The 26,762-nt window shown below is 59.4% G+C and carries 23 protein-coding genes; 16 read left to right on the top strand and 7 right to left on the bottom strand.

The features are described 5' to 3' along the window. Window positions 1–27 precede the first annotated feature (27 nt). Window positions 28–2,073: an ASKHA domain-containing protein gene (locus ACR0JN_RS15510; protein ID WP_480886878.1), complete on the bottom strand. Its 2,046-nt coding sequence runs from the start codon at window positions 2,071–2,073 to the stop codon at window positions 28–30. Window positions 2,074–2,289: 216 nt separating this feature from the next. Here ACR0JN_RS15510 and guaB point away from each other — a divergent pair, with 216 nt between their 5' ends. From guaB to ACR0JN_RS15495, 3 genes are all read left to right on the top strand, one after another. Then, entirely contained in the window at window positions 2,290–3,738 is a 1,449-nt protein-coding gene (guaB, locus tag ACR0JN_RS15505; protein ID WP_480886876.1) for an IMP dehydrogenase, read from the top strand. A gap of 31 nt (window positions 3,739–3,769) precedes the next feature. Then, window positions 3,770–4,930, top strand: a complete 1,161-nt coding sequence (locus ACR0JN_RS15500) for an RsmB/NOP family class I SAM-dependent RNA methyltransferase (protein WP_480886874.1) — start codon at window positions 3,770–3,772, stop codon at window positions 4,928–4,930. 106 nt (window positions 4,931–5,036) lie between these two features. Then, the gene (locus ACR0JN_RS15495) at window positions 5,037–7,328 is read left to right on the top strand and encodes a two-component system sensor histidine kinase NtrB (protein WP_480886873.1); all 2,292 of its coding nucleotides are present in this window, start codon (window positions 5,037–5,039) and stop codon (window positions 7,326–7,328) included. Between the two features lie 3 nt (window positions 7,329–7,331). On the opposite strand, the gene ACR0JN_RS15490 is transcribed toward ACR0JN_RS15495, so the two are convergent. Next, complete coding sequence (locus ACR0JN_RS15490; protein ID WP_480886872.1) at window positions 7,332–7,925, bottom strand: sulfotransferase family 2 domain-containing protein; 594 nt, start codon at window positions 7,923–7,925, stop codon at window positions 7,332–7,334. Between the two features lie 192 nt (window positions 7,926–8,117). Here ACR0JN_RS15490 and recA point away from each other — a divergent pair, with 192 nt between their 5' ends. The 4 genes from recA to ACR0JN_RS15470 all read left to right on the top strand — a co-directional run bounded on the left by recA (window position 8,118) and on the right by ACR0JN_RS15470 (window position 13,305). Further along, window positions 8,118–9,182 (top strand): recombinase RecA, encoded by a 1,065-nt coding sequence (gene recA, locus ACR0JN_RS15485; protein ID WP_480611039.1) that lies wholly within the window; start codon window positions 8,118–8,120, stop codon window positions 9,180–9,182. Between the two features lie 178 nt (window positions 9,183–9,360). Beyond that, window positions 9,361–12,033: an alanine--tRNA ligase gene (alaS, locus tag ACR0JN_RS15480; RefSeq protein ID WP_480886869.1), complete on the top strand. Its 2,673-nt coding sequence runs from the start codon at window positions 9,361–9,363 to the stop codon at window positions 12,031–12,033. Window position 12,034: 1 nt separating this feature from the next. After that, the gene (locus ACR0JN_RS15475; protein WP_480816818.1) at window positions 12,035–12,322 is read left to right on the top strand and encodes a DUF1330 domain-containing protein; all 288 of its coding nucleotides are present in this window, start codon (window positions 12,035–12,037) and stop codon (window positions 12,320–12,322) included. 371 nt (window positions 12,323–12,693) lie between these two features. Further along, window positions 12,694–13,305, top strand: a complete 612-nt coding sequence (locus ACR0JN_RS15470) for a transglutaminase-like cysteine peptidase (RefSeq protein ID WP_480816819.1) — start codon at window positions 12,694–12,696, stop codon at window positions 13,303–13,305. Between the two features lie 126 nt (window positions 13,306–13,431). Here the strand turns inward: ACR0JN_RS15470 and ACR0JN_RS15465 are convergent, their stop codons facing one another. The 5 genes from ACR0JN_RS15465 to ACR0JN_RS15445 all read right to left on the bottom strand — a co-directional run bounded on the left by ACR0JN_RS15465 (window position 13,432) and on the right by ACR0JN_RS15445 (window position 18,653). Then, a complete protein-coding gene (locus tag ACR0JN_RS15465; protein WP_480886867.1) occupies window positions 13,432–13,905 on the bottom strand; it encodes a hypothetical protein in 474 nt (157 codons plus the stop codon). 465 nt (window positions 13,906–14,370) lie between these two features. Then, on the bottom strand, window positions 14,371–16,188 hold the full coding sequence (gene typA / locus ACR0JN_RS15460) for a translational GTPase TypA (protein WP_480886865.1): 1,818 nt from the start codon (window positions 16,186–16,188) through the stop codon (window positions 14,371–14,373). 406 nt (window positions 16,189–16,594) lie between these two features. Beyond that, a complete protein-coding gene (locus ACR0JN_RS15455; protein WP_480886863.1) occupies window positions 16,595–17,758 on the bottom strand; it encodes an HD domain-containing protein in 1,164 nt (387 codons plus the stop codon). Continuing rightward, entirely contained in the window at window positions 17,755–18,000 is a 246-nt protein-coding gene (locus tag ACR0JN_RS15450) for a hypothetical protein (RefSeq protein WP_480611021.1), read from the bottom strand. The genes ACR0JN_RS15455 and ACR0JN_RS15450 overlap by 4 nt, the downstream gene beginning before the upstream one ends. Next, window positions 18,000–18,653, bottom strand: a complete 654-nt coding sequence (locus tag ACR0JN_RS15445) for an alpha/beta hydrolase (protein WP_480816824.1) — start codon at window positions 18,651–18,653, stop codon at window positions 18,000–18,002. The genes ACR0JN_RS15450 and ACR0JN_RS15445 overlap by 1 nt, the downstream gene beginning before the upstream one ends. A gap of 178 nt (window positions 18,654–18,831) precedes the next feature. Between ACR0JN_RS15445 and iscR the strand changes: the two genes are divergently transcribed. The 9 genes from iscR (at window position 18,832) to ACR0JN_RS15400 (ending at window position 26,759) form a co-directional block, all read left to right on the top strand. Continuing rightward, the gene (iscR, locus tag ACR0JN_RS15440; RefSeq protein WP_480886860.1) at window positions 18,832–19,290 is read left to right on the top strand and encodes a Fe-S cluster assembly transcriptional regulator IscR; all 459 of its coding nucleotides are present in this window, start codon (window positions 18,832–18,834) and stop codon (window positions 19,288–19,290) included. A gap of 45 nt (window positions 19,291–19,335) precedes the next feature. Beyond that, window positions 19,336–20,379 carry a cysteine desulfurase family protein gene (locus ACR0JN_RS15435; RefSeq protein ID WP_480886858.1) on the top strand — a complete coding sequence of 348 codons (1,044 nt, stop codon included), beginning with the start codon at window positions 19,336–19,338 and terminating at the stop codon, window positions 20,377–20,379. Between the two features lie 18 nt (window positions 20,380–20,397). Further along, window positions 20,398–21,918 carry a Fe-S cluster assembly protein SufB gene (gene sufB, locus ACR0JN_RS15430; protein ID WP_480886856.1) on the top strand — a complete coding sequence of 507 codons (1,521 nt, stop codon included), beginning with the start codon at window positions 20,398–20,400 and terminating at the stop codon, window positions 21,916–21,918. Window positions 21,919–22,190: 272 nt separating this feature from the next. Further along, complete coding sequence (locus tag ACR0JN_RS15425; protein WP_480816829.1) at window positions 22,191–22,394, top strand: hypothetical protein; 204 nt, start codon at window positions 22,191–22,193, stop codon at window positions 22,392–22,394. Window positions 22,395–22,443: 49 nt separating this feature from the next. Further along, window positions 22,444–23,199, top strand: a complete 756-nt coding sequence (gene sufC, locus ACR0JN_RS15420; protein ID WP_480886854.1) for a Fe-S cluster assembly ATPase SufC — start codon at window positions 22,444–22,446, stop codon at window positions 23,197–23,199. Then, window positions 23,199–24,479: a SufB/SufD family protein gene (locus tag ACR0JN_RS15415; protein ID WP_480886852.1), complete on the top strand. Its 1,281-nt coding sequence runs from the start codon at window positions 23,199–23,201 to the stop codon at window positions 24,477–24,479. The genes sufC and ACR0JN_RS15415 overlap by 1 nt, the downstream gene beginning before the upstream one ends. Next, complete coding sequence (locus tag ACR0JN_RS15410; protein WP_480816832.1) at window positions 24,479–24,964, top strand: YIP1 family protein; 486 nt, start codon at window positions 24,479–24,481, stop codon at window positions 24,962–24,964. The genes ACR0JN_RS15415 and ACR0JN_RS15410 overlap by 1 nt, the downstream gene beginning before the upstream one ends. Then, window positions 24,961–25,527, top strand: a complete 567-nt coding sequence (locus tag ACR0JN_RS15405) for a YIP1 family protein (RefSeq protein WP_480886850.1) — start codon at window positions 24,961–24,963, stop codon at window positions 25,525–25,527. The genes ACR0JN_RS15410 and ACR0JN_RS15405 overlap by 4 nt, the downstream gene beginning before the upstream one ends. 11 nt (window positions 25,528–25,538) lie before the next feature. Next, window positions 25,539–26,759 carry a cysteine desulfurase gene (locus ACR0JN_RS15400; protein WP_480886848.1) on the top strand — a complete coding sequence of 407 codons (1,221 nt, stop codon included), beginning with the start codon at window positions 25,539–25,541 and terminating at the stop codon, window positions 26,757–26,759. Window positions 26,760–26,762 lie beyond the last annotated feature (3 nt).

Here is a 26,762-nt window from a genome sequence, read left to right as displayed (position 1 = left end):
GCATCAGCCATTTGAAGGCGTACGGATTCAGCCGCGACGCCGACGTCGGCGACCGGTTCCAGCTTCGGCGTCCACTCCGGTGTTGAAGCTGGGATTCGGCAGAGTGACGACCTGCGCCAATTCCGGGAACGGGTCCGTTTTGTGCGGGATGGCGTTGGCGGCGACGAAATGGTCCTGAAACTTCGGCTCGATTGCGGTTTCGACCTTGGTGATTTCGCGCACGACGCGCTCGATCTCGGCGCGGGCGGAGATATTGCACAAAGCGATCCGCGCCCCGGTTCCAGCGGCGTTGCCCGCGCTTGAAACCTTGTCGAGCGGCGCGTCGGGGATCATGCCCAGAACCATCGCGTGTTTGGTCGAGATATGCGCGCCGAACGCCCCGGCCAGCACGACGCGGTCGACCCTGTCGACCTCCATCTCATCCATCAGCAGGCGGGCACCGGCGTAGAGCGCGGATTTCGCCAGTTGGATGGCGCGGATATCGCCCTGGGTGACGGTGATGCGAGGGCCGCCCTCGGCACTGGCGTCGTGGATCAGATAGGCGTGGGTGCGGCCTTCGGGCACGCAGCGGGGGGTGCCGGTTTGCTCGGCGGACCCGATCAACCCGCTTTCGTCCAACAGTCCCGCGATTCGCATTTCCGCCACGGCCTCGATAATGCCCGAGCCGCAGATGCCGGTGATGCCGGTGGTGGCGATGTCTTTGTCGAAGCCGTCCTCGTCCGACCATTTCTCGGACCCGATGACGCGGAAGCGGGGTTCTTTGGTCACAGGGTCAATCTCGATCCGTTCAATCGCGCCGGGTGCTGCACGCTGGCCCGAACTGATCTGCGCGCCCTCGAAGGCGGGGCCGGTGGGGGACGAGCAGGCCAGAACACGGGTCAAATTGCCCAGCAGGATTTCGGCGTTGGTGCCCACATCGACGATCAGCACAAGGTCTTCGGATTTGCCGGGTTCTTCGGACAGTGCCACCGCCGCGCAATCCGCGCCCACATGGCCGGCGATACAGGGCAGGATATAGACCTGCGCGCGCGGGTTCATGTTGGTCAGGTCCATCTCGCGCGCGGGCAGGGATACGGCCTCGGACGTCGCCAGTGCAAAGGGGGCCTGACCCAGTTCCACCGGATCGAGGCCCAGCAGAAGATGGTGCATGACCGGGTTGCAGACGAACACGGTTTCAACGATCAGCGCGGCGTCGATCCCGGCCTCGTCGGCAATCGAGGTTGTCAGGTCATTGATCGCCTCGCGCACCGCCTTGGTCATCTCGGCATCGCCGCCGGGGTTCATCATGGCATAGGAAACGCGGCTCATCAGGTCTTCGCCGAACCGGATTTGCGGGTTCATAAGGCCGGAGGACGCTTTGACCTCACCGGTTTCCAGATCGGTCAGGTGCGCCGCGATAGTGGTTGAACCGAGGTCGATGGCCAGCCCGTACAGCCCCTGTTCATGCAGGCCGGGCCAGATTTCCACGATGCGGGCCACGGTGTCTCTGTGGCCTTTGTGAACGGCGACGGTGACCTCCCATTTGCCTTTGCGCAGGGTGGGCTGCAGTTTCGACATCAGCGACAGATCGGCGGTCACGGCGTCGATGCTCCACTGCTGTTGCAGGGCACGTTCCAGCCGCTCTAGATCGCCGGTGGGGGAATGCATGTCGGGTTCTTCGACGACGACGAAGTACAGACGCGTTGCCGGGTCCATCGTGATCGCGCGCGCTGCGGCGGCCTTGCGGACGACCTGACGGTGCACCTGAGATTCAGGCGGCACGTCGATCACCACATCGCCTTGTACCGTGGCCTGACAGCCCAGGCGGCGGCCCGGTTTCAGGCCGCGCTTGTCGTCGTAGCGTTGTTCGACCGCGTTCCACTCGCTCAGCGCGCCGTCAGAGACGGTGACGCCGTGTTTGGGAAACTCACCAAAGCTGGGCGTGATCTGACATTTCGAGCAAATTCCGCGCCCGCCGCAGACCGAATCCAGATCTACCCCCAACTGCCGTGCCGCCGTCAAAATTGGCGTGCCAACGGGGAAATGCCCGCGTTTGCCCGAGGGGGTAAAGACGACAAGAGGGTCGGTGGTCATGATCGGCCTGCCTTTGTATTCGCGCGTATGCCGCGCAAGATATGGTTTTGCGCGCAAAGGGAAAGGGCAATCAGCGGCACGTTTTTGGCCGGTTGCGTCGTTTTGTGGCGCGGCATCGGCCCGCACGGGTCAACAACTTGGGGATGGGGGCTTTTCCTTGGGTCAAAACCATGTAATAGGGTCACCGCCAAACGGGCTTTTGCATGGGGTTAGCAGATGCAGATTCGTGAGGCACTCACCTTTGACGACGTTCTACTGGTTCCGGGCGCATCTTCTGTGCTGCCTGCGACAGCGGATACGACCACGCGTGTGACGCGTGAGATCACCATGAACATCCCGCTGCTCAGCTCGGCCATGGACACTGTGACCGAGGCGCGCATGGCCATCGCAATGGCGCAGGCCGGGGGCATCGGCGTTGTTCACAAGAACCTTTCGGTCGAGGAGCAAGCCCGCGAAGTGCGGCGGGTCAAGCGGTTCGAATCGGGTATCGTCTATAACCCGGTGACATTGCGCGCGGATCAGACGCTGTCGGATGCGCAGGCGTTGGTTGAGCGGTACAACTTCACCGGTTTCCCGGTTGTCGATGGCGAAGGGCGCGTTGTTGGCATTGTCACGAACCGCGACATGCGCTTTGCCACCTCGGACGATACGCCGATCAAGGCGATGATGACCTCGGACAATTTGGCGATGCTGCAAGAGCCTGCCGATCTCGAAGAGGCCAAAAGCCTGATGCGCGCCCGTCGTATTGAAAAGCTGCTGGTCGTCGATGGTGATGGCAAGCTGACCGGTCTGCTGACCCTGAAAGACACCGAACAGGCGGTGCTGAACCCGACTGCCTGCAAGGACCGTCTGGGCCGCCTGCGCGTGGCCGCTGCGACCTCGGTCGGCGATGCGGGGTTCGAGCGGTCCGAGCAACTGGTGGATTCCGGTGTCGATATCATTGTGGTCGATACTGCCCACGGGCATTCGCAAGGTGTTCTGGACGCGGTGAAGCGGGTGAAGACGCTGTCGAACGAAGTGCAGATCATCGCAGGCAACGTGGCTACTGGCGAGGCGACCATAGCTTTGATCGACGCGGGCGCGGATGCGATCAAGGTGGGGATCGGGCCGGGCTCGATCTGTACCACGCGAATGGTCGCGGGGGTCGGGGTGCCTCAGCTGACGGCAATCATGGATTGCGCGGCCGCAGCGCAGGACGTTCCGGTAATCGCTGATGGCGGCATCAAGTTCTCGGGCGATTTCGCCAAGGCCATCGCGGCGGGGGCGTCCTGTGCCATGGTCGGCTCGATGATCGCGGGTACCGATGAAAGCCCGGGCGAGGTGATCCTGTATCAGGGCCGCTCGTTCAAATCCTATCGCGGCATGGGCAGCCTGGGTGCGATGGCACGTGGCTCGGCGGATCGGTATTTCCAGAAAGATGCGGCCAGCGACAAACTTGTGCCCGAGGGGATTGAGGGGCAGGTGCCCTACAAGGGCTCCGCTAGCGCGGTGGTACACCAGCTGGTTGGCGGCCTACGCGCGGCGATGGGCTATACCGGCTGTGCGACAGTCGATGAAATGCGCCGGAACTGCAATTTCGTCAAAATTACCGGCGCGGGTCTGAAGGAAAGCCACGTGCATGACGTTCAGATCACCCGCGAAAGCCCGAACTATCGGGTGATGTGAGGTCAGCCCTCACGGACGGACGAGACAAGACATGACCCCTGCGGCGCGCGTTCAGGCCTCGATTGAAATCCTTGACCAGATTTTGGCCGGTCAACCGGCTGAAAAGGCGCTGACAGGCTGGGCAAGGCGCAGCCGTTTTGCCGGGTCCAAGGACCGGGCGGCGGTGCGGGATCATGTGTTTGACGCGCTGCGCTGCAAGCGGTCCTTTGCTGCGTTGGGCGGCGCAGATACCGGGCGTGGCCTGATGATTGGTGCTGTGCGGGCGGTTGGGGGAGACCTCGACGCCTTGTTTTCTGGCGACAGGCATGCACCCGAGCAGATTGAGGCGACAGAGCAAAGCCGGGATTTCGCGTCAGAGGCGGAGCGGTACGACATCCCCGATTGGCTCTGGCCTCGCTTCGCGGTCACGCTGGGGGATGAGGCGACCGAGGCAGCGAAGGCCCTGCAAAGTCGCGCGCCTGTTCATCTGCGGGTCAATCTTCTCAAATCCGATATTTCAAAGGCAATCGCCTCACTAGCCAGCGATGGCATTTCCACCCGCGCGCATCCAGCTTGCGAAACGGCGTTAGAGGTAGTGGAGGGCGCACGAAAGATTGCCCAAAGCCGCGCCTATACCGATGGGCTGGTCGAGCTTCAGGACGCAGCCAGCCAGGCGGTGATTGCGGCGTTGGACCTGAAGCCGGGACTGCGGGTTCTGGACTATTGCGCGGGCGGAGGCGGCAAGTCGCTAGCGCTGGCAGCCCACGGCGGCGTCGAGGTTTTTGCCCATGACATAGATCCCGCACGGATGCGCGACCTTCCGGCCCGCGCCGACCGCGCCGGAGCCAAAATCAAGACGCTGTCCACTGATCAGATCGCCCGCCACGCGCCGTTTGATGTGGTGCTGACGGATGCGCCATGCTCGGGCAGTGGGGCATGGCGTCGTGCACCCGCCGGAAAATGGGCTCTGACCGAGGATCGTCTGCTGGAATTAACAACTATTCAGTCTGGCATCCTGGCTGAGGTCGCGGATTTTGTTCGCCCAGACGGAGTGCTCGCCTATGCGACCTGTTCTATGCTGTGGGATGAGAATGGCTTGATCGTCGATCGATTTCTGAAAGACCACCCGGATTGGCAGCAGGTGTTCCAGAAATCATGGCAGGTATCACAAGGTACAGATGGTTTCTTCACCGCACATCTTGCGCGAAAGTGACGTGGTAGACATCAACTTAGGATGGAATTCCCGACTTGCTGCGATGTTAAGCGGACATTAACCAGTTTGCGCTGGTAATCCGTTGAATCCATTGCTCGAGTCGTACATGTCCGATACTGCAGAGTTCTTTTCTGACCCGACATTTCGCAAAACACCGCCGATGTCCCGTTTGGTGCCGTTGCTTTTACTCGCGGTCGGGTTGGGCCTCGGCCCCGTTGCTGGGATAACGCCGCTGGACTGGAGCGCGGGTCTGCAAGCCATCGGCGTGTCGGTTTTTGGCGTTGTCGCCTTATTCTGGATCAAAGGACATTTAGCCGACCAATCCGCGCGGCAAGCGCTGGCCGTGATGGCTGCTTTTGCTGAACAGGATGCCGCCCCCTGTCTGATCGCCAATGCGCGGGGCGACGTGTTGGCCGCCAACAGTCACGCCCGCGAACGGTTTCAAGCCGAACCAGGCGTGACTATGGCCAAGTGCTTGCGTTCGACCTTTGCCAACCCTTCGGCCTTGTTACTGCGACTGACGTTTCAGGCGCAAACACGGGGGCGCGCGGTTGAGGATGTTGTAACACTGGGTACCACGATCCCTGTGTCCGTTTTCGTGCCACAAAGGGGTGTCTATTGCTGGCGGTTTCAGTTGGATGGGCAAGATCCCCGAGGCAATGCGGAGCTTCCAATTCTGACCGAGGGTCGCAACGGCGTCGTGCTGCGGGCGAATGATGCTGCAGTGAAGGTTCTGGGCTACAGGCCCAAGTCCACGGATCAGGTGTTTCAAGGCGATATTACGGAAGGGGCGGCGATCTGCCAGATGCAGACCGAGACAGGGCCAGTTCCAGCAGCAGTGTCGCAGCTTTCCCGGTCCGGGATAAGCCGCAGCCTGATTGCGCTGCCTTTGCAGGAAACGGTTGCACAAGGTTCTGAGACGGCTATTGCAGATCTGCCCGTTCCGATTTTGCGGCTGAGCCCCGAGGGCGCGATTCTCGAAGCCAACCGTCTTGCCGGAAAACTGCTGGGACAAAACGAGTTGAACAACACCAATATCAGCCAGATCATGCAAGGCCTTGGGCACCCGATGCTGGACTGGCTGGCCCGGACCGCCTCGGGCGAAGAAGCGCCGCGGTCCGAGTTTCTGCGCCTCAGCCGCGAGGATAAAGAGGTGTTTGTTCAGGTTACGCTGGGGCGGGATGTGATCGACGGTCAGGTCTGTCTGATCGCGGTTATGAACGACGCGACCGAGCTCAAGACGCTTGAGGCACAGTTCGTGCAAGGTCAGAAAATGCAGGCTGTCGGGCAATTGGCGGGCGGCGTGGCGCATGATTTCAACAACTTGCTAACGGCAATATCCGGCCATTGCGATCTGCTTTTGCTGCGGCACGACCAGAACGATCCGAATTACGGCGATCTGGTTCAGATACACCAGAACGCCAATCGCGCCGCTGCGCTGGTCAGCCAGCTTCTAGCGTTTTCGCGCAAACAAACCCTCCGCCCCGAGGTTCTGGACCTGCGCGACACGATTTCCGACCTGATCCACCTGTTGAATCGTCTGGTGGGGGAAAAGATCCAGTTGACGCTCAGCCACGATCCAATCCTGAAACCCGTTCGGGCGGATAAGCGCCAGCTTGAGCAGGTGTTGATGAACCTAGTGGTCAACGCGCGCGACGCCATGCCTGAAGGTGGCGAAATCCGGATCGAGACTGGGGTTCTGAACGTGACAGATCCGGTCAGGCGCGACCGCGCGACCGTTCAACCCGGCGAATACGCGACGGTCAAGGTGATGGACAGCGGCATGGGCATTCCCGCAGACAAGCTGCAAAAAGTGTTCGAACCTTTCTACACTACCAAACGCACGGGCGAGGGAACCGGTCTGGGCCTGTCCACGGCCTATGGCATCGTCAAACAAACCGGTGGCTTTATCTTTGTGGACAGCATGCCGGGGAAAGGGACCGAGTTTTCGGTTCTTCTGCCGGTATGCGGGGTGTCCTCGCAGCCCGAACCGGTGGTCGAGGACCAGCCGAACGTCAAAAGCGCGCGGCAGGGCGAAGGGGTTGTTCTTCTGGTCGAAGACGAAGCCCCGGTCCGGGCCTTTGCCACCCGTGCGCTGCGGCTGAAAGGATACACCGTGCTCGAGGCGGAATCTGCCGAAGATGCTTTGCAACTGTTGGACGACCCCGACCTGACGGTCGATGTTTTTGTCACGGATGTCGTCATGCCAGGCATGGACGGGCCGACCTGGGTGCGACAGGCGATGCAATCCCGCCCGGATGTGCGCGTCGTTTTCGTCTCGGGCTATACCGAAGGCGCGTTTGGTGATTCAGGGCCGGAAATCGCGAACTCGACCTTCCTGCCCAAACCGTTCTCGCTAAATCAACTGACCGAGGCTGTGTTTCAGCAGTTGAACTGAGGGTTACTCAGCCGATTCATGTATCTCGAATTCAGCCGCGTGGGTTTTTCGGAATTTGCGCTCGGTTTCTTCGGTCAATGATAGGTCTCGGGGAGGCGACACGTTTTCGCGCGCCAGATTTAACTCAATGTCCAGCCTCTCCTGCAGGAAGTTCTGAATCTTGTCCTGATGCTCGTATTTGAAGATATGAGTTGCCCCGAATCCATTGCTCCGCGTGCGAAAAAACTGACTTTGACTGCCCACATCGGCAAATTCGGGCCGTGGATTTTGCATATAGGCCTGCACGAACTCATCAAAGCTCAGATTGCGGGTCGAATGCGGATGACCGATGCGATCCTGACGGCTGCGAAACCTGTACCAACTGCCCAGCCAGTCGATGGGTTCGCGGACGACTGCCATAATCTCCATCTCGGTATCATACATTTTACGAAAAATGTTCTGAAAAAACCGATCATATCGACGGACCGGCGCGTGTTTTAGCTCGGGCGGGCCTGTCACCACTATGTCTGCGCGGTCGCGCAAGGCTGAGTGATAGGCGGTGCTGCCAGTTTTCGGGACAGCAAGAAATGCCAGGCGTTCTTTATAGAAAACAAGCATTTATCTGTCCCTCGTGAATAAGTTTGCCCTGCGCAGATTGTCGTAAACGACTCTTTAATACAATTGCAGAACAGTAGGTTCTGTAAGTTTTAGTTGAAATGTTCTCTTTTTGGTCCCATAAGGAACAAGAGGCGAACAAAGCAGCGATTGCCGCCCGTCAAAGGGTGTGACAAAAGGGATAGTGACAGGACAATGGCGGATCTTCTGACGATGAGCGACAAGAAAAACGCAGACAAGCAAAAGGCGCTCGACAGTGCGCTGGCACAGATTGAGCGGCAATTTGGCAAGGGCTCGATCATGAAGCTGGGCGAGGATGCCAAGCAGGATATCGACGCAAGCTCGACCGGATCGCTGGGTCTGGACATTGCGCTTGGGATCGGCGGTTTGCCGATGGGCCGGATTGTCGAGATTTACGGGCCGGAGAGTTCCGGTAAGACGACGCTGACGCTGCATTGCATCGCGGAACAGCAAAAACGCGGCGGAGTTTGCGCCTTTGTCGATGCGGAACACGCGTTGGACCCACAATATGCCCGCAAGCTGGGCGTCGATCTGGACGAGTTGCTGATCTCGCAGCCTGACACAGGTGAGCAGGCGCTTGAGATTACCGATACGCTGGTGCGGTCGGGGGCTGTGAACATGGTCGTGGTAGACTCGGTGGCGGCTCTGACGCCGAAATCGGAACTCGAGGGCGACATGGGCGACAGCAGCGTGGGCGTACAGGCCCGGTTGATGAGCCAGGCGATGAGGAAACTGACCGGTTCGATCAACCGCTCGAACTGCATGGTGATCTTCATCAACCAGATCCGGATGAAGATCGGCGTGATGTTCGGCAGCCCGGAAACGACGACCGGCGGTAATGCGCTGAAGTTCTACAGCTCGGTCCGTCTGGACATCCGTCGCATTGGCGCGATCAAGGACCGGGACGAGGTGGTCGGCAACCAGACTCGCGTCAAGGTCGTCAAAAACAAAGTGGCGCCGCCCTTCAAGCAGGTGGAATTCGACATCATGTATGGCGAAGGTATCAGCAAGATGGGTGAACTGCTGGATCTGGGCGTCAAGGCCGGTGTGGTCGAAAAGTCCGGCTCGTGGTTCAGCTATGGCGACGAGCGGATCGGGCAGGGGCGTGAGAACGCCAAGCAATATCTGCGCGACAACAGCCGCGTTGCTTTCGAGATCGAAGACAAGATTCGCGCCGCGCACGGGTTGGATTTCGACATGCCGCCGCAAGCGGAAGAGGATGATATCCTCGAGGCGTAAACAGTCGCTGACGGGAACAGCAGAAATCCCCCGGCATCCCCATGATGCTGAGAATATCCGGAACAGGGCGGTCCATCGGGGCCGCCTTGTTTCGTTTCGGGCGCGTGGGCTGTGGACAGTCTGCGGGCACGGGGCTAAACCTTTGCAGACCCGAATGATTGCGCGCTGAGAGAGCCCTATGCCCACGCTGAACGATATCCGATCGACCTTTCTGAACTACTTTGCAAAACAGGGGCATGAGGTGGTGGCGTCCAGCCCTCTGGTGCCGCGCAATGACCCGACGCTGATGTTCGTGAACTCGGGCATGGTGCAATTCAAGAACCTGTTTACCGGTGTCGAGACCCGTGATTATCAACGCGCTACAACCGCCCAGAAATGTGTGCGGGCAGGCGGCAAGCACAATGACCTCGACAATGTCGGCTACACGGCGCGGCACCATACGTTTTTTGAAATGCTGGGGAATTTCTCGTTCGGGGATTACTTCAAGCCCGAAGCCATTCCTTTCGCGTGGGAACTGATCACCAAAGAGTTCGGGATCGACAAAAACCGCCTGCTGACAACGGTTTACCATACCGATGATGAGGCGTTCGAGATCTGGAAAAAGGTCGGCGTGCCCGAGGATCGGATCATCCGCATCGCCACCAATGACAATTTCTGGCAGATGGGCCCCACCGGCCCTTGTGGGCCGTGCACCGAGATCTTCTACGACCATGGCGATCACATCTGGGGTGGCCCTCCGGGCTCGGCCGAGGAAGACGGCGACCGGTTCATCGAAATCTGGAACATCGTTTTCATGCAGAACGAGCAGTTCGAGGACGGCTCGATGGTGGAACTCGACATGCAGTCGATCGACACCGGCATGGGGTTGGAACGGATCGGCGCGCTGCTGCAGGGCAGCCACGACAACTATGACACCGATCTGTTCAAGACGCTGATCGAGGCGTCAGCGGATGCGACGGGTGTCGATCCCTATGGCGATCAGAATGTGCACCACCGCGTGATCGCGGATCACCTGCGCTCGACCTCGTTCCTGATTGCCGATGGGGTGATGCCCAGCAATGACGGGCGCGGTTATGTGCTGCGTCGGATCATGCGCCGTGCCATGCGGCACGCGCATCTGCTGGGCGCGAAGGACCCGGTGATGCACCGGCTGGTTCCGTCGCTGGTGCAATTGATGGGCGCGCAATACTCCGAACTGGGGCAGGCGCAGCCGCTGATCGAAGAAACGCTGCTGCTGGAAGAAACCCGGTTCAAGCAGACCCTCGACCGCGGTCTCAAGTTGCTGGATGACGAAGTTGCAAGCCTGCCGGACGGCGCGGCCCTGCCGGGAGATGCGGCGTTCAAGCTTTATGATACTTACGGCTTTCCGCTGGACCTGACCCAGGACGCGTTGCGCGAAAAGGGCCGGACGGTGGACACCGACGGTTTCGACGCGGCGATGGCCGAACAAAAGGCCAAGGCCCGCGCCGCCTGGGCCGGTTCGGGTGAAGCCGCCGATCAGGCCGTCTGGTTCGACGTGCTGGACACCGCCGGGGCCACGGATTTCCTTGGCTATGATACTGAGAAAGCCGAGGGGCAAGTGGCCGCTCTGGTCGTCGATGGCGCTCTGGTCGACAGGATCGAACAGGGCGGCAGCGGCTGGGTCGTCGTGAACCAGACCCCGTTCTATGGCGAGGCCGGGGGGCAGGTCGGTGACTCGGGTGAGATTCGTCGTGTGGAAGAACGCGATGACGTCGCCCGCGTAGAAGACACGAAGAAGTTCGCGGACGGGAAGGTCTATGCCCATAAAGTAACGGTGGATCAAGGCGCGCTGTCGAAAGGCGACGCGGTTGAGCTTGAGGTTGATCACGCGCGCCGCACGGCGATCCGCTCCAACCACTCGGCGACGCACCTGCTGCACGAGGCGCTGCGCGAGACGCTGGGGGATCACGTGGCGCAGCGCGGGTCGTTGAACGCCGAGGATCGTCTGCGCTTCGATTTCAGCCATTCCAAGGCGCTAACTTTGGACGAGGTTCACAAGGTTGAACGTCAGGTGAATGAGTTCATCCGGCAGAACTCGACCGTCGAAACCCGGATCATGACACCGGACGACGCCCGCGCTCTGGGGGCGCAGGCGCTGTTTGGTGAGAAATACGGTGACGAAGTGCGAGTTGTGTCGATGGGCAAGGCTCCCACCGGCAAGGGGCAGGATGGTGAGACCTGGTCGATCGAGTTGTGCGGCGGGACGCATGTGCGCCAGACCGGCGACATCGGCACGTTTGTCGTGCTGGGCGATAGCGCCAGCAGCGCAGGCGTTCGGCGCATCGAGGCGCTGACCGGCGACGACGCGTTCCAGTATCTTTCGGCGCAGGATCATCGTCTGGCGCAAATCGCACTGGAATTGAAAGCCCAGCCCGGCGACGTGGTTGGCCGGGTCAAAGCGCTGATGGATGAGCGGAAGTCGCTGCAGAACGAAGTTGCCCAACTGCGCCGCGATCTTGCGATGGCCGGCGGAGCAGGGCAGGGCAACGGGGCCGAAGCGCAGGACGTGAACGGGGTCAAATTCCTCGCACAGGCGCTGACAGGTGTGTCGGGCAAGGATTTGCCAGCGTTGATCGACGAACATAAGTCCCGTCTGGGGTCGGGCGCCGTTCTGCTGATCGCGGATACCGGTGGCAAGGCTGCGGTTGCGGCTGGTGTCACGGGCGATCTGACGGACAGGATTTCCGCGGTGGATCTGGTGAAGGCCGCCGTTGTGGAACTGGGCGGCAAAGGTGGCGGCGGACGCCCCGATCTGGCGCAAGGCGGTGGCCGCGATGCTGCCAACGCGGACGCGGCCATCAAAGCCGCTGAACAGGTGTTGGGAGGATAAAGTGGCTGCACTTTGGATTGCACATGTCACGGTGACGGATGCCGAGGCGTATGGAAAATATGCCGAACTCGCAGGCCCGGCTATTGCAAAACACGGTGGTGAGTTCATCGCCCGCGCGGCGCGCTATGTTCAGTTGGAAGGTAAGGAAAGACCGCGCAATGTGGTCGCGCGCTTTCCCTCGGTCGAGGCTGCGGTTGAATGCTATAATTCGGCCGAGTACCAGGCCGCGCTCGATCACGCTCGGGGCGCAAGTGAGCGTGAATTGGTCGTCGTTGAAATCACCGAGTGAGAATCGGTAGCCGTTTTCTCGGTCTGCGTGTCCCGCTAAACCGCCGCCTTGTAAGCGAAATTCGGCTCATCACATTTTTGGCATCTCCGAGGTGAGTCGGTTGTTTCGGGTTGTGAGATAAGTTTCAAAATTGTCATATTTTATGGGTACTTGGCGGGAATTCTTCCCCCCTGCTATCACATCAATTGTGGCGTCTCTGTCCAAATTCTTGCGCGAAATGGTCCAACAAAATGACGAGTTTCCGCCTTTTTTCCCCGCCAATTTGACCTGGCGTTGCGCGAACGGAGCGATTTGCGGTTAAAGTCCTGAAAACCGTAATCAAGTTTAGTTTGATCGCAATTGCTCGGACAAACTTGGATTGAGGTGCAGGGATGAGTTTTTGGACAGGTCAATTCGGTACCGCGGGTAAGCGGTTTGCGGTGAAGCTGGGGCTTTCGGTCTTTCTGGCTGGTGCACTGTTTGCCGCGCCAGAAGTTCGCGCCGCCGAAGGCGCATTCATCCGCAGTGTTTCTGCTTCGTCGCCGCCATCGGGCGCGCGGCAACTGTGCCAGCAATATAGCTGGGCATGCTCCAGCAAGCGATCAGTGAACCTGTCCAGCCAGCAGGAAATGAACATCGTCAAAACCGTAAACCGCCGGGTCAATGCAACAACCCGCGAAATCACGGACCAATCCCAATACCGAACGCAAGAGCGTTGGGCGTTGCCGACGTCACTTGGCGGGGACTGCGAAGATTTTGCCTTGCTCAAGAAGAGGGACCTAATCAAGGCAGGGATCGACCCCAACAAACTTCTGATTGCCACCGTCCTTGATACAAGCCGGACGCCTCATGCGGTTTTGGTATATCGCTCGGCCGGAGGGGATTTGGTGTTGGACAACCTGACGAACCGGATCAAACCCTGGTCTTCGACCCGTTACCTGTTTCTGCGAATGCAGGATCCCGAACAACCGCGTCGCTGGGTTGGGGTTTACGGCAGAAGCTGATTACCGGCGGATCTGCAGAAATCTGCACTTCCAATGCGAAACCGGCGCACCTGATGGTGCGCCGGTTCGATTGTAAATTAGTATTTCAAGCTCAGTGAGTGTCTAGATCACAGGCTCGGCTTCAAGTTAGATGTCGTCGTCGTCGCGCTCACCATCGTCGTCACGCTCGCCGTCTCCATCACCATCACCGTCTCCATCACCGTCGCCGTCTCCATCACCGTCGCCATCACCGTCGCCGTCTCCATCACCCGGCCCGTCATTGTCGCCCGGCCCGTCATTGTCGCCCGGTCCGTCATTGTCGCCCGGTCCGTCATTGTCGCCCGGTCCGTCATTGTCGCCCGGTCCGTCATTGTCGCCCGGTCCGTTGTTGTCGCCCGGTCCGTCATCGTCACCCGGTCCACCGTCGTCACCGGGGCCACCGCCATCACCTGGCCCGCCGGTGTCGCCTTCGTCGGCTGGGCCATCACCAGTTCTGGTGTCGGTAAAGCCTGTCGATTCGGTTGCAAAGTCCGAGATCACATCCGCCAGCGGGGAGCATTCTGCGCCGAGACGTGCGATGATATTGTCAAAGTCGTTGCGGCGCTGCAGGTAGCGTATCATCCCGGATGTGACGGCATCGCACTCACATAGAACCTGAGCTGATGCACCGGACTGACGCGCGGTTTTGATGTCGCATACACCTGCCGCAAAAGATTCTCCGGCGGGAGAAAAAAGGAAAGTTGTAGCCACAAAAAACAGCGGCAATTTGCGGGATTGGATGCCCATGTCGAACTCCTCGGCACTTGTTAACTCTATTAGGTCGAACATATGCACCACAAAATTATTGGTGTTTATGAACAACGTCACACTTACGCCGCAAATACACCTTTTTGTAGTCAGATTTACAAGACTGCCTGAGGGTGCATCACCTAGAATTAACCTTACTTATAGTTGAAACAATAACGAAAACAGAAAGAAGGCCTGCCGTTGGGGCAGGCCTTCTCGTATTCACAGTATCGAAACCCGACGCAAAGATGCCACACCGTTTTTATTGTTTCCAAGGCTCACAACCAGAGCGGGCTAAAATCAGGCGGATTTTGCCATGCGTTTACGTTCGTGCGGGTCCAGGAAGCGTTTTCTCAGACGTACCGCATTGGGTGTGACCTCAACCAATTCGTCGTCGTCGATATAGGCGATGGCCTCTTCCAGCGAGAACTGAACGTGGGGCGTCAGGCGAACCGCATCGTCCGAGCCGCTTGCGCGCACGTTTGTCAGCTTCTTGCCCTTCAGCGGGTTCACTTCCAGATCGTTGTCGCGCGAATGCTCTCCGATCACCATGCCCTGATAGACCTCGGCCTGTGGGCCCACGAACATGCGGCCGCGTTCTTCGAGGTTCCATAGCGCGTAGGCCACGGCCTGACCTTTTTCCATCGAGATCAGAACGCCCGCGCGGCGGCCCGGAATCGGGCCTTTATGCGCGGCCCAGCCATGGAACACGCGGTTCAGAACGCCGGTGCCGCGGGTATCGGTCAGAAACTCTCCGTGATAGCCGATCAGTCCGCGTGACGGCACATGGGCGATGATGCGGGTCTTGCCGACACCTGCGGGGCGCATCTCGACCAACTCGCCCTTGCGCGCGCCGGTGACTTTTTCGATCACAGCGCCTGAGAACTCGTCATCGACGTCGATGGTGACTTCCTCGATGGGCTCCAGCCGCTGACCGTCTTCTTCACGGAACAGAACCTGCGGGCGCGAGATGCTGAGTTCGAACCCCTCACGCCGCATGTTCTCGATCAGGACACCCATCTGCAGTTCGCCCCGGCCTGCAACCTCGAACGCTTCGCCGCCCGGAGTGTCGCTGATGCGGATGGCGACATTGGATTCGGCCTCTTTCATCAGGCGGTCGCGGATCACGCGGGACTGGACCTTTTTGCCGTCACGACCCGCAAGAGGTGAGTCGTTGATGCCGAAGGTTACTGTGATGGTCGGCGGGTCGATGGGCTGGGCCGGCAGGGCTTCATCAACCTGCGGTGCGACCAGCGAGTCAGCCACGGTCGCCTTGCTCATCCCCGCGATGGTGACGATGTCGCCCGCTTCGGCCACGTCGATGGGCTGTTGCGCCAACCCACGGAAGGCCAGGATTTTCGAGGCGCGGAAGTTTTCGATCAGTGTGCCATCGCGGCTGAGCGCTTTAAGACTGTCGCCCGCCTTAAGCGTACCGCTTTCGACCCGACCGGTCAGAATGCGGCCAATGAAGGGATCGCTGCCCAGCGTGGTGGCTAGCATGCGGAAGGGTTCATCTTTCTTGTCGGCCTGCTTCGGGGCGGGCACGTGATCGACGATCAGATCGAACAGCGCGGTCAGGTCCTTGCGCGGACCGTCCAGTTCCATATCCGCCCAGCCCGAGCGGCCCGAGGCGTACATGGCCGGGAAGTCCAGCTGATCGTCGTCGGCACCGAGGTTGGCGAACAGGTCGAAACATTCGTCCAGCGCGCGGTCAGGCTCGGCATCCGGTTTGTCGACCTTGTTCAGGACAACGATGGGGCGCAGGCCCAGCGCCAGCGCTTTGGAGGTTACGAATTTGGTCTGCGGCATCGGACCCTCGGCAGCGTCGACCAGCAGGACCACGCCATCGACCATGCTCAGGATGCGCTCAACCTCACCGCCGAAATCGGCGTGGCCGGGGGTGTCAACGATGTTGATCCGGGTGCCTTTCCATTCAACGCTGGTAGCCTTGGCAAGGATGGTGATGCCGCGCTCGCGTTCCAGATCGTTGCTGTCCATGGCGCGTTCGGCGACGGCCTGATTTTCCCGGAACGCGCCGGATTGTTTGAGCAGCTCATCGACCAGGGTCGTTTTGCCGTGGTCCACGTGAGCGATGATTGCGATATTGCGCAGGTCCATGAGAGGTCAGCCTTTGAACGGGAAGTTGCCGCGCGCATAACGCGGCGGGGCGAAATATGCCAGCCCTAACCTTTGGTCCGTGTCATGTGGCCCTAAAAAACGGGCCGATGTGTTGGAAAAGGGCGCAGGTCAGGATTACCTGACTATGGATTGCTGCAAAATGGTGTAGCATCAGGCGCATATTTATTGATTTGTTTGCGAGTATTTTAGGATGACGACATTTGCGAAGTCCGTCATTTTTGCTTCGGCATTGATAGCGGCGCTAGGGTGGCTTGCAGGCGGGGGGTCCGTCGAGAGTGATGCAGCCAATTTGAGTGAACAGTCTGATGGTAGCGTGATTTAAGCGTCGTTCAGCATGTAGCAGGGGGAAAGGGGCCTTTTCGGGCTCCTTTTTTCTTTGCCGAACTTATTCTGCTGATCCCACGGCGGCCGAGAAATGGTCGGCCAGTTGCGGTTGAAGCCAATGCCAGAGTTTGGGCGCACCTGTCTCAATGGCTGGCCTGACACGGGATTCGATCTGGGCATAGGTGACCCTGTAATCCACCCAGGACCCGCCGCCATTTTCCAGATTGGCGATTGGGGTCTGAAACCGGTCCACTGCTTTGGCAAATCGGGCATCAGGGCTTTCCGCCGCTTCAAACTCACGCCAAAGATCTGTGAAGGCTGCGCCTTGGGGCGCGCGGAGCAGCCCGAACAGGCGCGCGGCGGCGGCCTCTTCCTTGGCCGCCTGTGCGGTGTGGTCGACCTGCCCGTGGATCGGGTGATCTCCGGCGTCGATCTCGACAATGTCGTGCAGCAGGAGCATCTGCACAACACGGTCGATCCGGATGTTGTCGTCCGCATGCTCGCCCAGAACCCAAGCAAAGAGCATGATGTGCCAGGAATGTTCGGCCGAGTTTTCAAACCGGTCAACGGTCATGAGACGCGAGGCGCGGAGGACGGATTTCAACTGATCGGCCTCGGTCAGCAAAGGCAGCCGTTCCGTGAACGCGTTGTTCTTGAGGGTCTGGCCGGACAGAAGGTCCAGCGCGTGTTGATGGGCCAAGGGGAATGCATCCGCCAGATAGGCCGCGCGGCCACCGGCCAGATTGGCGCGAACCACGTCAACATGATCTGGCCGGGGCTGAGATGCGCAGAGAACCTGAAACATCGGCTGGCAACGGTCGAGAATCTTGGCGAAGCGGGCGTCGGGCGTCTGGTCGGCTTCGAACTCGGTCCAGAGGGCCAGAAACCCGGCAGCCTGATCCTCTGGCAGCATGTTGAACAGGTCCCGCGCAGCTGCTTGTTCCGCCCTTGCGAGGGCCTGCCAGTCGGTTTCTTCGTGGATTGGATGATCGCCGACGATAATCTCGACCAGATCGTGCAGCAGCAGCATCCGGATCACACGGTCGACAGACACGTTCGCATCGGCCAGCGGAGCCAGAACCAGCGCCCACAAGGCCAGGTGCCAGCTATGTTCGGCGGAATTCTCGGGCCGCGACTGGTCAAGTAGGACATTCGCCCGCTCAACCGTTTTCAATGCGTCGGCCCGTTTCAGGAAAGCGATTTGCGCCGACAGCCGATCGGTCATTGTTTTTCGATCGCCTTCAGCCTTTCGCGATGTGCGGAAAGACGTTTAATCACGAACTGGCGTGCCTTGCGTTCGGCCAGGCGCACGCGGATTTCGGTCAGAAACGCCTCTTCCAGCGATTGCGACGCCGCGCCCAGAACCTCACCGACCTCGACAAAAAACCGATCTTCGCCGGTTTCATCCATGACCTTCATGGTGTCCTCGGCCAGTTTGGCCGCAAGGTTCGTGATCGTGTCGGACATCAGCGCGTCGTCTCGGTCAGGCGGCGCTTCACATAGTCGCTGACATCGGTGATCAGCGTATCCATGTGGCGGTCCTGGAAGAAGTGATCGGCGCCATCGACCTCATTATGGGTGATGGTGATGCCTTTCTGCTCGTGCAGCTTGTTGACCAGCGAGGTCGTATCGGCGGGCGGAGCCACGCGATCCGAGGACCCGTTGATGATCAAACCGGACGAGGGGCAGGGGGCCAGGAACGAAAAGTCGTACATGTTGGCGGGCGGCGAGACGCTGATGAAGCCGGTAATTTCCGGGCGGCGCATCAGCAATTGCATGCCGATCCACGCGCCGAAGGAAAAGCCTGCGACCCAGCAGTGCTTCGAGTTGTTGTTCATCGACTGTAGGTAATCCAGCGCCGAGGCCGCATCGCTCAGCTCACCTACGCCTTGATCGTATTCGCCCTGACTGCGACCCACGCCGCGGAAGTTAAAGCGCAACACGGTGAAGCCCATGTTGTAGAACGCATAGTGCAGATTATAGACCACCTTGTTGTTCATGGTCCCGCCGAATTGGGGATGCGGGTGCAACACGATGGCGATCGGTGCGTCTTTTTCCTTTTGCGGGTGGTAGCGGCCTTCCAGGCGGCCTTCGGGTCCGGGAAAAATCACCTCGGGCATGTGTGCTTTGGTCCTGTCTTTTTCGTGCGGATGCCCGGATATACTTGACGATAATCGTCGGACACCTTAGAACGGTTCTAATAAAGTTGCTATGCGCGGTCGCGCTGCCCGTCGGAGATACGCACTGGCAGCGGCGGCGTCAATGATTTCACGCGGATCTGGCTAAGAGGACGAGAATATGAAGCTTTCGACCAAGGGTCGTTATGCCATGGTTGCGTTGGCCGATATCGCTCTGCAGCCCTCGGACCGGCTGGTGACGTTGGGTGAGATCTCGGAACGTCAGGATATTTCGCTGCCATATCTGGAACAGTTGTTCGTCAAACTGCGCCGGGCCGAGCTTGTGTCGTCGGTGCGCGGTCCCGGCGGGGGCTACCGGCTGGCGCGTCCCGCATCCGAGATTCGCGTGGTCGAGGTGCTGGCGGCGGTCGATGAAACGGTCGATGCGCTGCAAAAGGGCGCGGGGGCCTCGGGGGCGTCCTCTGGCAGTCGGGCGCAATCGCTGACCAACCGCCTGTGGGAAGGCCTGAGCGCACATGTCTATGTGTTCCTGCACCAGACCAGACTGTCCGACGTGATCAAGAACGATCTGGCTCCGTGCCCGGCTGTGCCGAACCTGTTTGCCGTCGTGGACGATTAATGAGGATTGTCCGGGCATGAACCGCAGCAAGAAAAAGATGCATCCATGAAACGGGTTTATCTGGATCACAACGCAACGACCCCTTTGCGCCCCGAGGCTCGTGACGCGATGATCGCGGCGATGGATGTGTGCGGAAACCCGTCCTCAGTTCATGCCGAAGGGCGTGCGGCCAAGGCGCTGGTCGAACGTGCGCGAGCACAGGTCGCGGCGGCCTTTGGCGCAGATGGCGCGGATATCGTTTTCACATCCGGTTCGACAGAAGGTGCTGCGCTGACGTTGGGCGGGCGTGATCTGCACGGATCTGCGATTGAGCATGATGCTGTAAGAGCTTGGGTTACAGAAGATTTGCCGGTTTCCGATACAGGAGGAGTGGCAGTTCTAGATCCCGCGCATTCGACGCTGCAACTGGCGAATTCCGAGACCGGTATCGTGCAGACTCTGCCGTCAGGCTTGGCGGTGACGGATGCGACTCAGGCGTTCGGAAAACTTCCCGTGGCATTCAACTGGTTGGATACGCAGATGGCCCTGATCTCGGCCCACAAGCTGGGTGGCCCCAAGGGGGTCGGGGCGGTTGTGATGAAGCGCGGCACCGATCTTGCTGCGCAGATCCAGGGCGGCGGGCAAGAGATGGGGCGCAGGTCCGGCACCGAAAATGTCATTGGAATCGCGGGGTTCGGCGCTGCAGCTGAAGCGGCTTCGCGCGATCTGGCGAACGGTGTCTGGGCGCAAGTTGAAGAATTTAGAAATATTCTAGAAAACGCTCTTGAGGCTGCGATAAAATCACCTATTTTTGTCGGAAAAGGTCAGGAGCGCCTTCCGAACACGCTCTGTTTCGCCTCACCCGGCTGGAAGGGTGAAACGCAGGTGATGCAGATGGATTTGTCGGGTTTTGCGGTCAGTGCGGGTTCTGCCTGTTCCAGCGGCAAGGTTCGCGCCAGCGCGGTTTTGACTGCAATGGGATATGATGAGGTGACAGCAGCCAGCGCAATCCGCGTGTCGCTGGGCCCTCGGACAACGAAAGAAGATGTGCTGCGTTTCGCCGAAACGTGGCTTGAGAAAGAGAAAAAGCATCGCGCGCGAGCCGCGTGATCTGACGGAGGGTAAAGAATGGCCGCTTTGGACCAGACCCAGGTGAAAGAGGGTGTCGATCAGGAAACCGTGGACGCGGTGCGCGAGGTCGGAACCTATAAGTACGGCTGGGATACGGATATCGAGATGGAATACGCGCCCAAGGGCGTGAACCCTGATATCGTGCGGTTGATTTCCGAGAAAAACGAAGAGCCCGAGTGGATGACCGAATGGCGTCTGTCGGCCTTCGAGCGCTGGACCAAGATGGAAGAGCCGAAATGGGCGATGGTTCACTATCCGCCAATCGACTTTCAGGACCAGTATTACTATGCGCGCCCCAAGTCGATGGAGGAAAAGCCGAAGTCGCTGGACGAAGTCGATCCCAAGCTTCTGGCCACTTACGAAAAGCTTGGTATCCCCCTGAAAGAGCAGATGATTCTGGCGGGCGTCGAAGGTGCCGAGAACATGCCAGCCGAAGGCCGCAAGGTCGCTGTGGACGCGGTGTTCGACTCGGTTTCCGTGGGTACGACCTTTCAGGATGAGCTGGCCAAACATGGCGTGATCTTCTGCTCGATCTCTGAGGCAATCAAAGAGCATCCTGAGCTGGTTAAGAAATATCTGGGCACCGTGGTTCCGGTGTCCGACAATTTCTATGCGACACTGAACTCGGCTGTGTTCTCGGACGGGTCGTTTGTCTACATCCCGCCGGGCGTGCGCTGCCCGATGGAACTGAGCACCTATTTCCGCATCAACGCGGAAAACACTGGCCAGTTCGAACGCACCCTGATCATCGCCGATAAAGGTAGCTATGTCAGCTACTTGGAGGGCTGTACTGCACCTCAGCGTGATACCGCACAACTCCATGCCGCAGTCGTTGAGATCATCGTCGAAGAAGATGCTGAGGTAAAATACTCGACCGTTCAGAACTGGTTCCCCGGTGATGAGAACGGCAAGGGCGGTATCTATAACTTCGTGACCAAGCGCGCTGATTGCCGTGGCGATCGGTCCAAGGTGATGTGGACGCAGGTCGAAACCGGCTCGGCCGTGACTTGGAAGTACCCGTCCTGCATCCTGCGTGGCGACGAAAGCCAGGGTGAGTTCTACTCGATCGCGATTGCCAACAACTATCAACAGGCCGATACCGGCACAAAGATGGTTCATCTGGGCAAGAACACCAAGTCGCGGATCGTCTCCAAAGGCATCAGTGCGGGCAAGGCGCAGAACACCTATCGTGGTCTGGTCTCGATGCACCCGAAAGCCAAGGACAGCCGCAACTACACGCAATGTGACTCGCTATTGATCGGCGACAAATGCGGGGCGCATACGGTTCCGTATATAGAGGTCAAGAACAACTCCTCTCGCGTTGAGCATGAGGCGACGACCTCCAAGGTGGACGACGACCAACTGTTCTACTGCCGCCAGCGGGGCATGGACGAAGAAGAAGCCGTGGCGCTGGTGGTTAACGGCTTCTGCAAGGACGTGCTGCAGGCGCTGCCGATGGAGTTTGCCATGGAAGCGCAGCAATTGGTGGCGATCTCGTTGGAAGGGAGCGTTGGCTGATCCATGGCACCCCCGAGCCAAGCCAGACAAGAGGTCAGCGTTTTCGAACACAACGCCAAAGAAGGCGCACGTTCGGTTGCCTTCTATTGGCTTTCCCGTCGGGTGGTGCTGCCGGTTGGGTTGATCTTGCTGGGGTTCATCATTGCGGCATTCGTCAACAACGGGCCGATTGCCGGGGGGCTGAGCCTTCTGATTTTTGTGCCACTTTTGATCCTGGTATGGGGTCTCTGGTCGGGTCAATTTCGGAAGATATGGAAGTACTGGACAAGTTGATGACGCGCAGCCCCCGGACCCGCATCCAGAAGGATGATGTGCTGACCTGGCTTGGGTACGCTCTGCCGGTTCTGGGCGGTTTGCTTGGCGTGGCCTACGTCAACATCAACTACATGGAGTTCATCAACCCGGTTTGGGCGGTTGGCTTAGGAGCGATCCTGGGTTGGATCGCCGCGCGGCTGATCCGCAAAATACTGGGGTAGGGATTTATCGGGGCGGCGGTGCCCCTTGCGATATGCAGAAGGATAAAAAATGCTGGAAATCAAGAACCTGCACGTGCAGCTTGAAGAAGAAGACAAGCAGATCCTGAAAGGTGTGGATCTGACGGTTGAGGCTGGCAAGGTGCACGCGATCATGGGGCCGAACGGCTCGGGTAAGTCGACCCTCAGCTATGTGCTGTCGGGCCGCGACGGGTATGAGGTCACCGAAGGGTCGGCCACGCTGGACGGCGAAGACCTGCTTGAGATGGAGCCGGAAGAGCGTGCGGCGGCTGGTGTTTTCCTTGCGTTCCAGTACCCGGTCGAAATTCCGGGCGTCGGCAACATGACCTTCCTGCGGACCGCCGTGAACGCGCAGCGCAAGGCGCGCGGAGAAGATGAACTGTCGGCGGCGGACTTCCTGAAAGAGGTACGCGCCAAGGCCAAGACGCTGAAGATCGACGCCGATATGCTCAAGCGTCCGGTCAATGTGGGCTTCTCCGGCGGTGAGAAAAAGCGCAACGAAATCCTGCAGATGGCCATGCTGGAACCGAAGATGTGCATCATGGACGAGACCGACTCGGGCCTGGATGTGGATGCGATGAAGCTGGTAGCCGAAGGCGTGAACGCCCTGCGCGACGAAGGGCGCGGTTTTCTGGTGATCACGCACTATCAGCGCCTGTTGGATCACATCAAGCCGGACGTGGTGCACATCATGGCCGATGGCCGCATCGTCAAAACCGGTGGCCCCGAGTTGGCGCTTGAGGTTGAACACAACGGTTATGCCGACATTCTGGCCGAGGTGAACTGATGGCCTTGCCCGAAGTGAAACAAACCGCAACTGAGGCGCGGCTGGCCGTGTTGAGCATGCCCGACGCCGGATGCACCCGCGCCGCGCGCGAGGATGCGCTGGCCCGTCTTTTGGAAACTGGCCTGCCGGGGCGTCGGGATGAGTATTGGAAGTACACGCAGCCCGACACTCTGATTGCGCCGGATGCGGTGCCCGCTGCCGTGTTTGCCGATGACGAGCCGTTGGTTTTCGACGAGTTCGACCGCCTTAAGATCGTGTTCATCGACGGTGTATTCAGCCCTGAAGAATCCGACGATCTTGCGCTGGAAGGTATCAGCATCGACCGTCTGGAAGATATCTGCTGCAAGGATATCCACTGGGCCAAAGAACTGTACGGCGTGCTGGAAGCGCGTGGTCAGAAACCGGTGCAACGCCCGCTGGCGGCGCTGAATACGGCCTTCGCCTCGGACGGTGTGGCAATCCATGTGACCGGCAAACCGTCGAAGCCGATCAATCTGATCTACCGCCACGCGTCTCCGACATCAGACGCGATTCTGCACCACGTGATCCGCGTCGAAAGCGGGGCCGAGGCGACCATTCTGGAAACCGGCCCAGCCGCGTCGCGCTTCAACAAGTGCATGGAGATCGACATCGCTGATAACGGCACGCTGCACCATGTGCGCGCGCAGGGCCGTGATCATGAGCGTCGCGCCGCGACCCATATGTTCACCCGGTTGGGTACGGAATCCGTCTATAAATCCTTTACTCTGACTGTAAACGGTGTATTGACCCGCAACGAACAGGTCGTGGAACTGACTGGCGATGACGCTGTTGCCCACGTCGCAGGTGCCTGTGTTGGGGACGGAGATTTCCATCACGACGATACCGTGTTCGTCACCCATGATGCGGTGAACTGCGAAAGCCGTCAGGTGTTCAAGAAGGTGCTGCGAAACGGCGCAACTGGCGTGTTTCAGGGCAAAATCCTTGTGAAAGAGGGCGCGCAGAAGACGGATGGGTATCAGATCAGTCAGTCTTTGCTGCTGGATGATGACAGCCAGTTCCTCGCCAAGCCCGAGCTTGAGATTTATGCCGATGATGTAGCCTGCTCGCATGGCTCGACCTCGGGTGCGATCGATGAAACGGCGCTGTTCTATCTGCGCTCGCGCGGTGTGCCGGTCAAAGACGCGACCAACATGCTGACGCTGGCCTTTCTTGCCGAAGCTGTGGACGAGGTTGAAGACAGCGCGCTGGCCGAAGCCATTGTAAGCCGTCTGGAAGGGTGGCTGGCCCGGCGCAGCTGATGCCGCTTTCCACAGATATCGTGGCCACATATCGGGGGCCGGGGCGCGTTGTGCGCCGGCTTCTGGATATGGGCCCGCGCGAAGACCGGGCATTGGCCTTTGTGATGGCGTTCTGCGTTGTGGCTTTTGTCGCGCAAATGCCCAGCCTTGCGCGCCGCGCGCATCTGGAAGGGCTGGAGTTGAACATGCTGCTGGGCGGAGCCCTGCTGGGGTCTGTCTTCATTCTGCCGCTGTTATTCTACCTTCTGGCGCTGCTGTCCCACTGGGTCGCCCGTCTGGCTGGCGGTCACGGGACCGCCTATGGCGCACGGCTTGCGCTGTTTTGGGCCTTGTTGTCCTCGGCACCATTGGTTTTGCTGAACGGTTTGGTCGCCGGTTTCATCGGGCCGGGCCCTGCCTTGACGCTTGTTGGCGTTGTGTGGGTTGCTGTTTTTGTCTGGTTCTGGTTATCCGGTCTGAAGCAAGTGCAGAGGTCCGCAGAATGAACATCGCTTTTCTGGTCAATTTGGCTGCTTTGACCCTGACGGCTCCGGCCGAGGCCGCACGCCGCCTGTTGGCCCTGCGACCGGGACGCGAGGTTTTGTGGCTGGCGTTCTTTCTGGCCGTCGTGCTCAATGGTCTTGTTCAACTGGGTATCGACGTTTTTGTGCCGGTTCCCGATGCCCCAAACCTGACCGAACCCGACCCTGTCCCACTGGTGCTGGTCAAATCCGCTGGGGCAATGATGCTGAGCATCTTTGCCTTTCTTTATGTCGGACGGTTTCTGGGTGGCACCGGAACGTTCGATGGCATCATGGTGCTGACAGTCTGGCTGCAATACCTGCAGATCGCCGCGCTGTTGCTTTCTCTTGTGGTCAGCATTGCCTTGCCGGTCATGATGGTGATGTTGGTTTTGGCCACTGCGTTGCTGAGCCTTTACATCACGCTGCATTTCCTCAATGAGGCGCATCAATTCGGATCGCTGCTAAAGTCCTTTGGTGTGATCCTGCTCTCGGCCCTTGTTGCGGTTCCCTTTGTTCTCATGTTGACCCCAAGCGGGCCGGTCTAGGAAATACGCCTATGTACGATGTGCAGAAAATTCGTTCCGATTTTCCGATCCTGTCGCGGCAGGTCAACGGCAAACCGCTGACCTATCTGGACAACGGAGCTTCGGCGCAAAAACCGCAGGTCGTGATCGACGCGGTGACCCGCGCCTATGCCGAGGAATACGCGAACGTCCATCGTGGCTTGCACTACCTGTCAAACCTGGCGACTGAAAAATATGAGGCCGTGCGCGGCACAATCGCGCGGTTTCTTGGGGCCGCTGACGAAGATGAGATCGTCCTGAATTCCGGCACAACCGAGGGGATCAATCTGGTCGCCTATGGCTGGGCGATGCCCCGGCTCGAGGCGGGGGATGAGATCGTTCTGAGCGTCATGGAACACCACGCCAACATCGTTCCCTGGCACTTCCTGCGCGAACGTCAGGGCGTTGTCCTGAAATGGGTCGATGTAGGCGCGGATGGAGGCCTGGATCCGCAGGCGGTCATTGATGCGATCGGTCCGAAAACCAAGCTGGTTGCCGTGACGCAGTGCTCGAACGTGCTGGGCACGGTGGTTGACATCAAAGCGATCACCGAGGGCGCGCATGCCAAAGGCGTGCCGGTTCTGGTCGATGGCAGCCAGGGTGCTGTTCACATGCCGGTCAACGTGCAGGATATCGGCTGCGATTTCTATGCCATTACCGGGCACAAGCTGTATGGCCCCTCAGGGTCCGGCGCGATTTACATCAAATCCGAGCGCATGGCCGAGATGCGCCCCTTTATCGGGGGCGGCGACATGATCAAAGAGGTCAGCAAGGATCAGATCATCTACAACGACCCGCCAATGAAGTTCGAAGCAGGTACTCCGGGCATCGTTCAGACCATCGGATTCGGCGTCGCGCTGGACTACATGATGGGTCTGGGCATGGACAACATCGCCGCGCATGAGGCTGACCTGCGCGATTACGCGATGCAGCGGCTGACCGGGCTCAACTGGCTGCAGGTTCAGGGTACCAGGCCGGACAAGGCGGCGATCTTCAGCTTCACGCTGGACGGGGCAGGGCACGCGCATGACGTATCGACCATTCTGGACAAGAAGGGCGTCGCCGTTCGCGCGGGGCACCACTGCGCTGGACCATTGATGGACCACCTTGGCGTAACGGCGACCTGCCGCGCCAGCTTTGGCCTGTACAACACAACCGATGAGGTTGACACTCTGGTCGAGGCGCTTGAACTGGCCCATGATCTGTTCGCCTGAACC

The organism is Ruegeria sp. G12 (assembly GCF_056533565.1).
The sequence above is the reverse complement of the archived record's forward strand: the minus strand, read 5'-3'. Positions and strand labels throughout refer to the sequence as shown.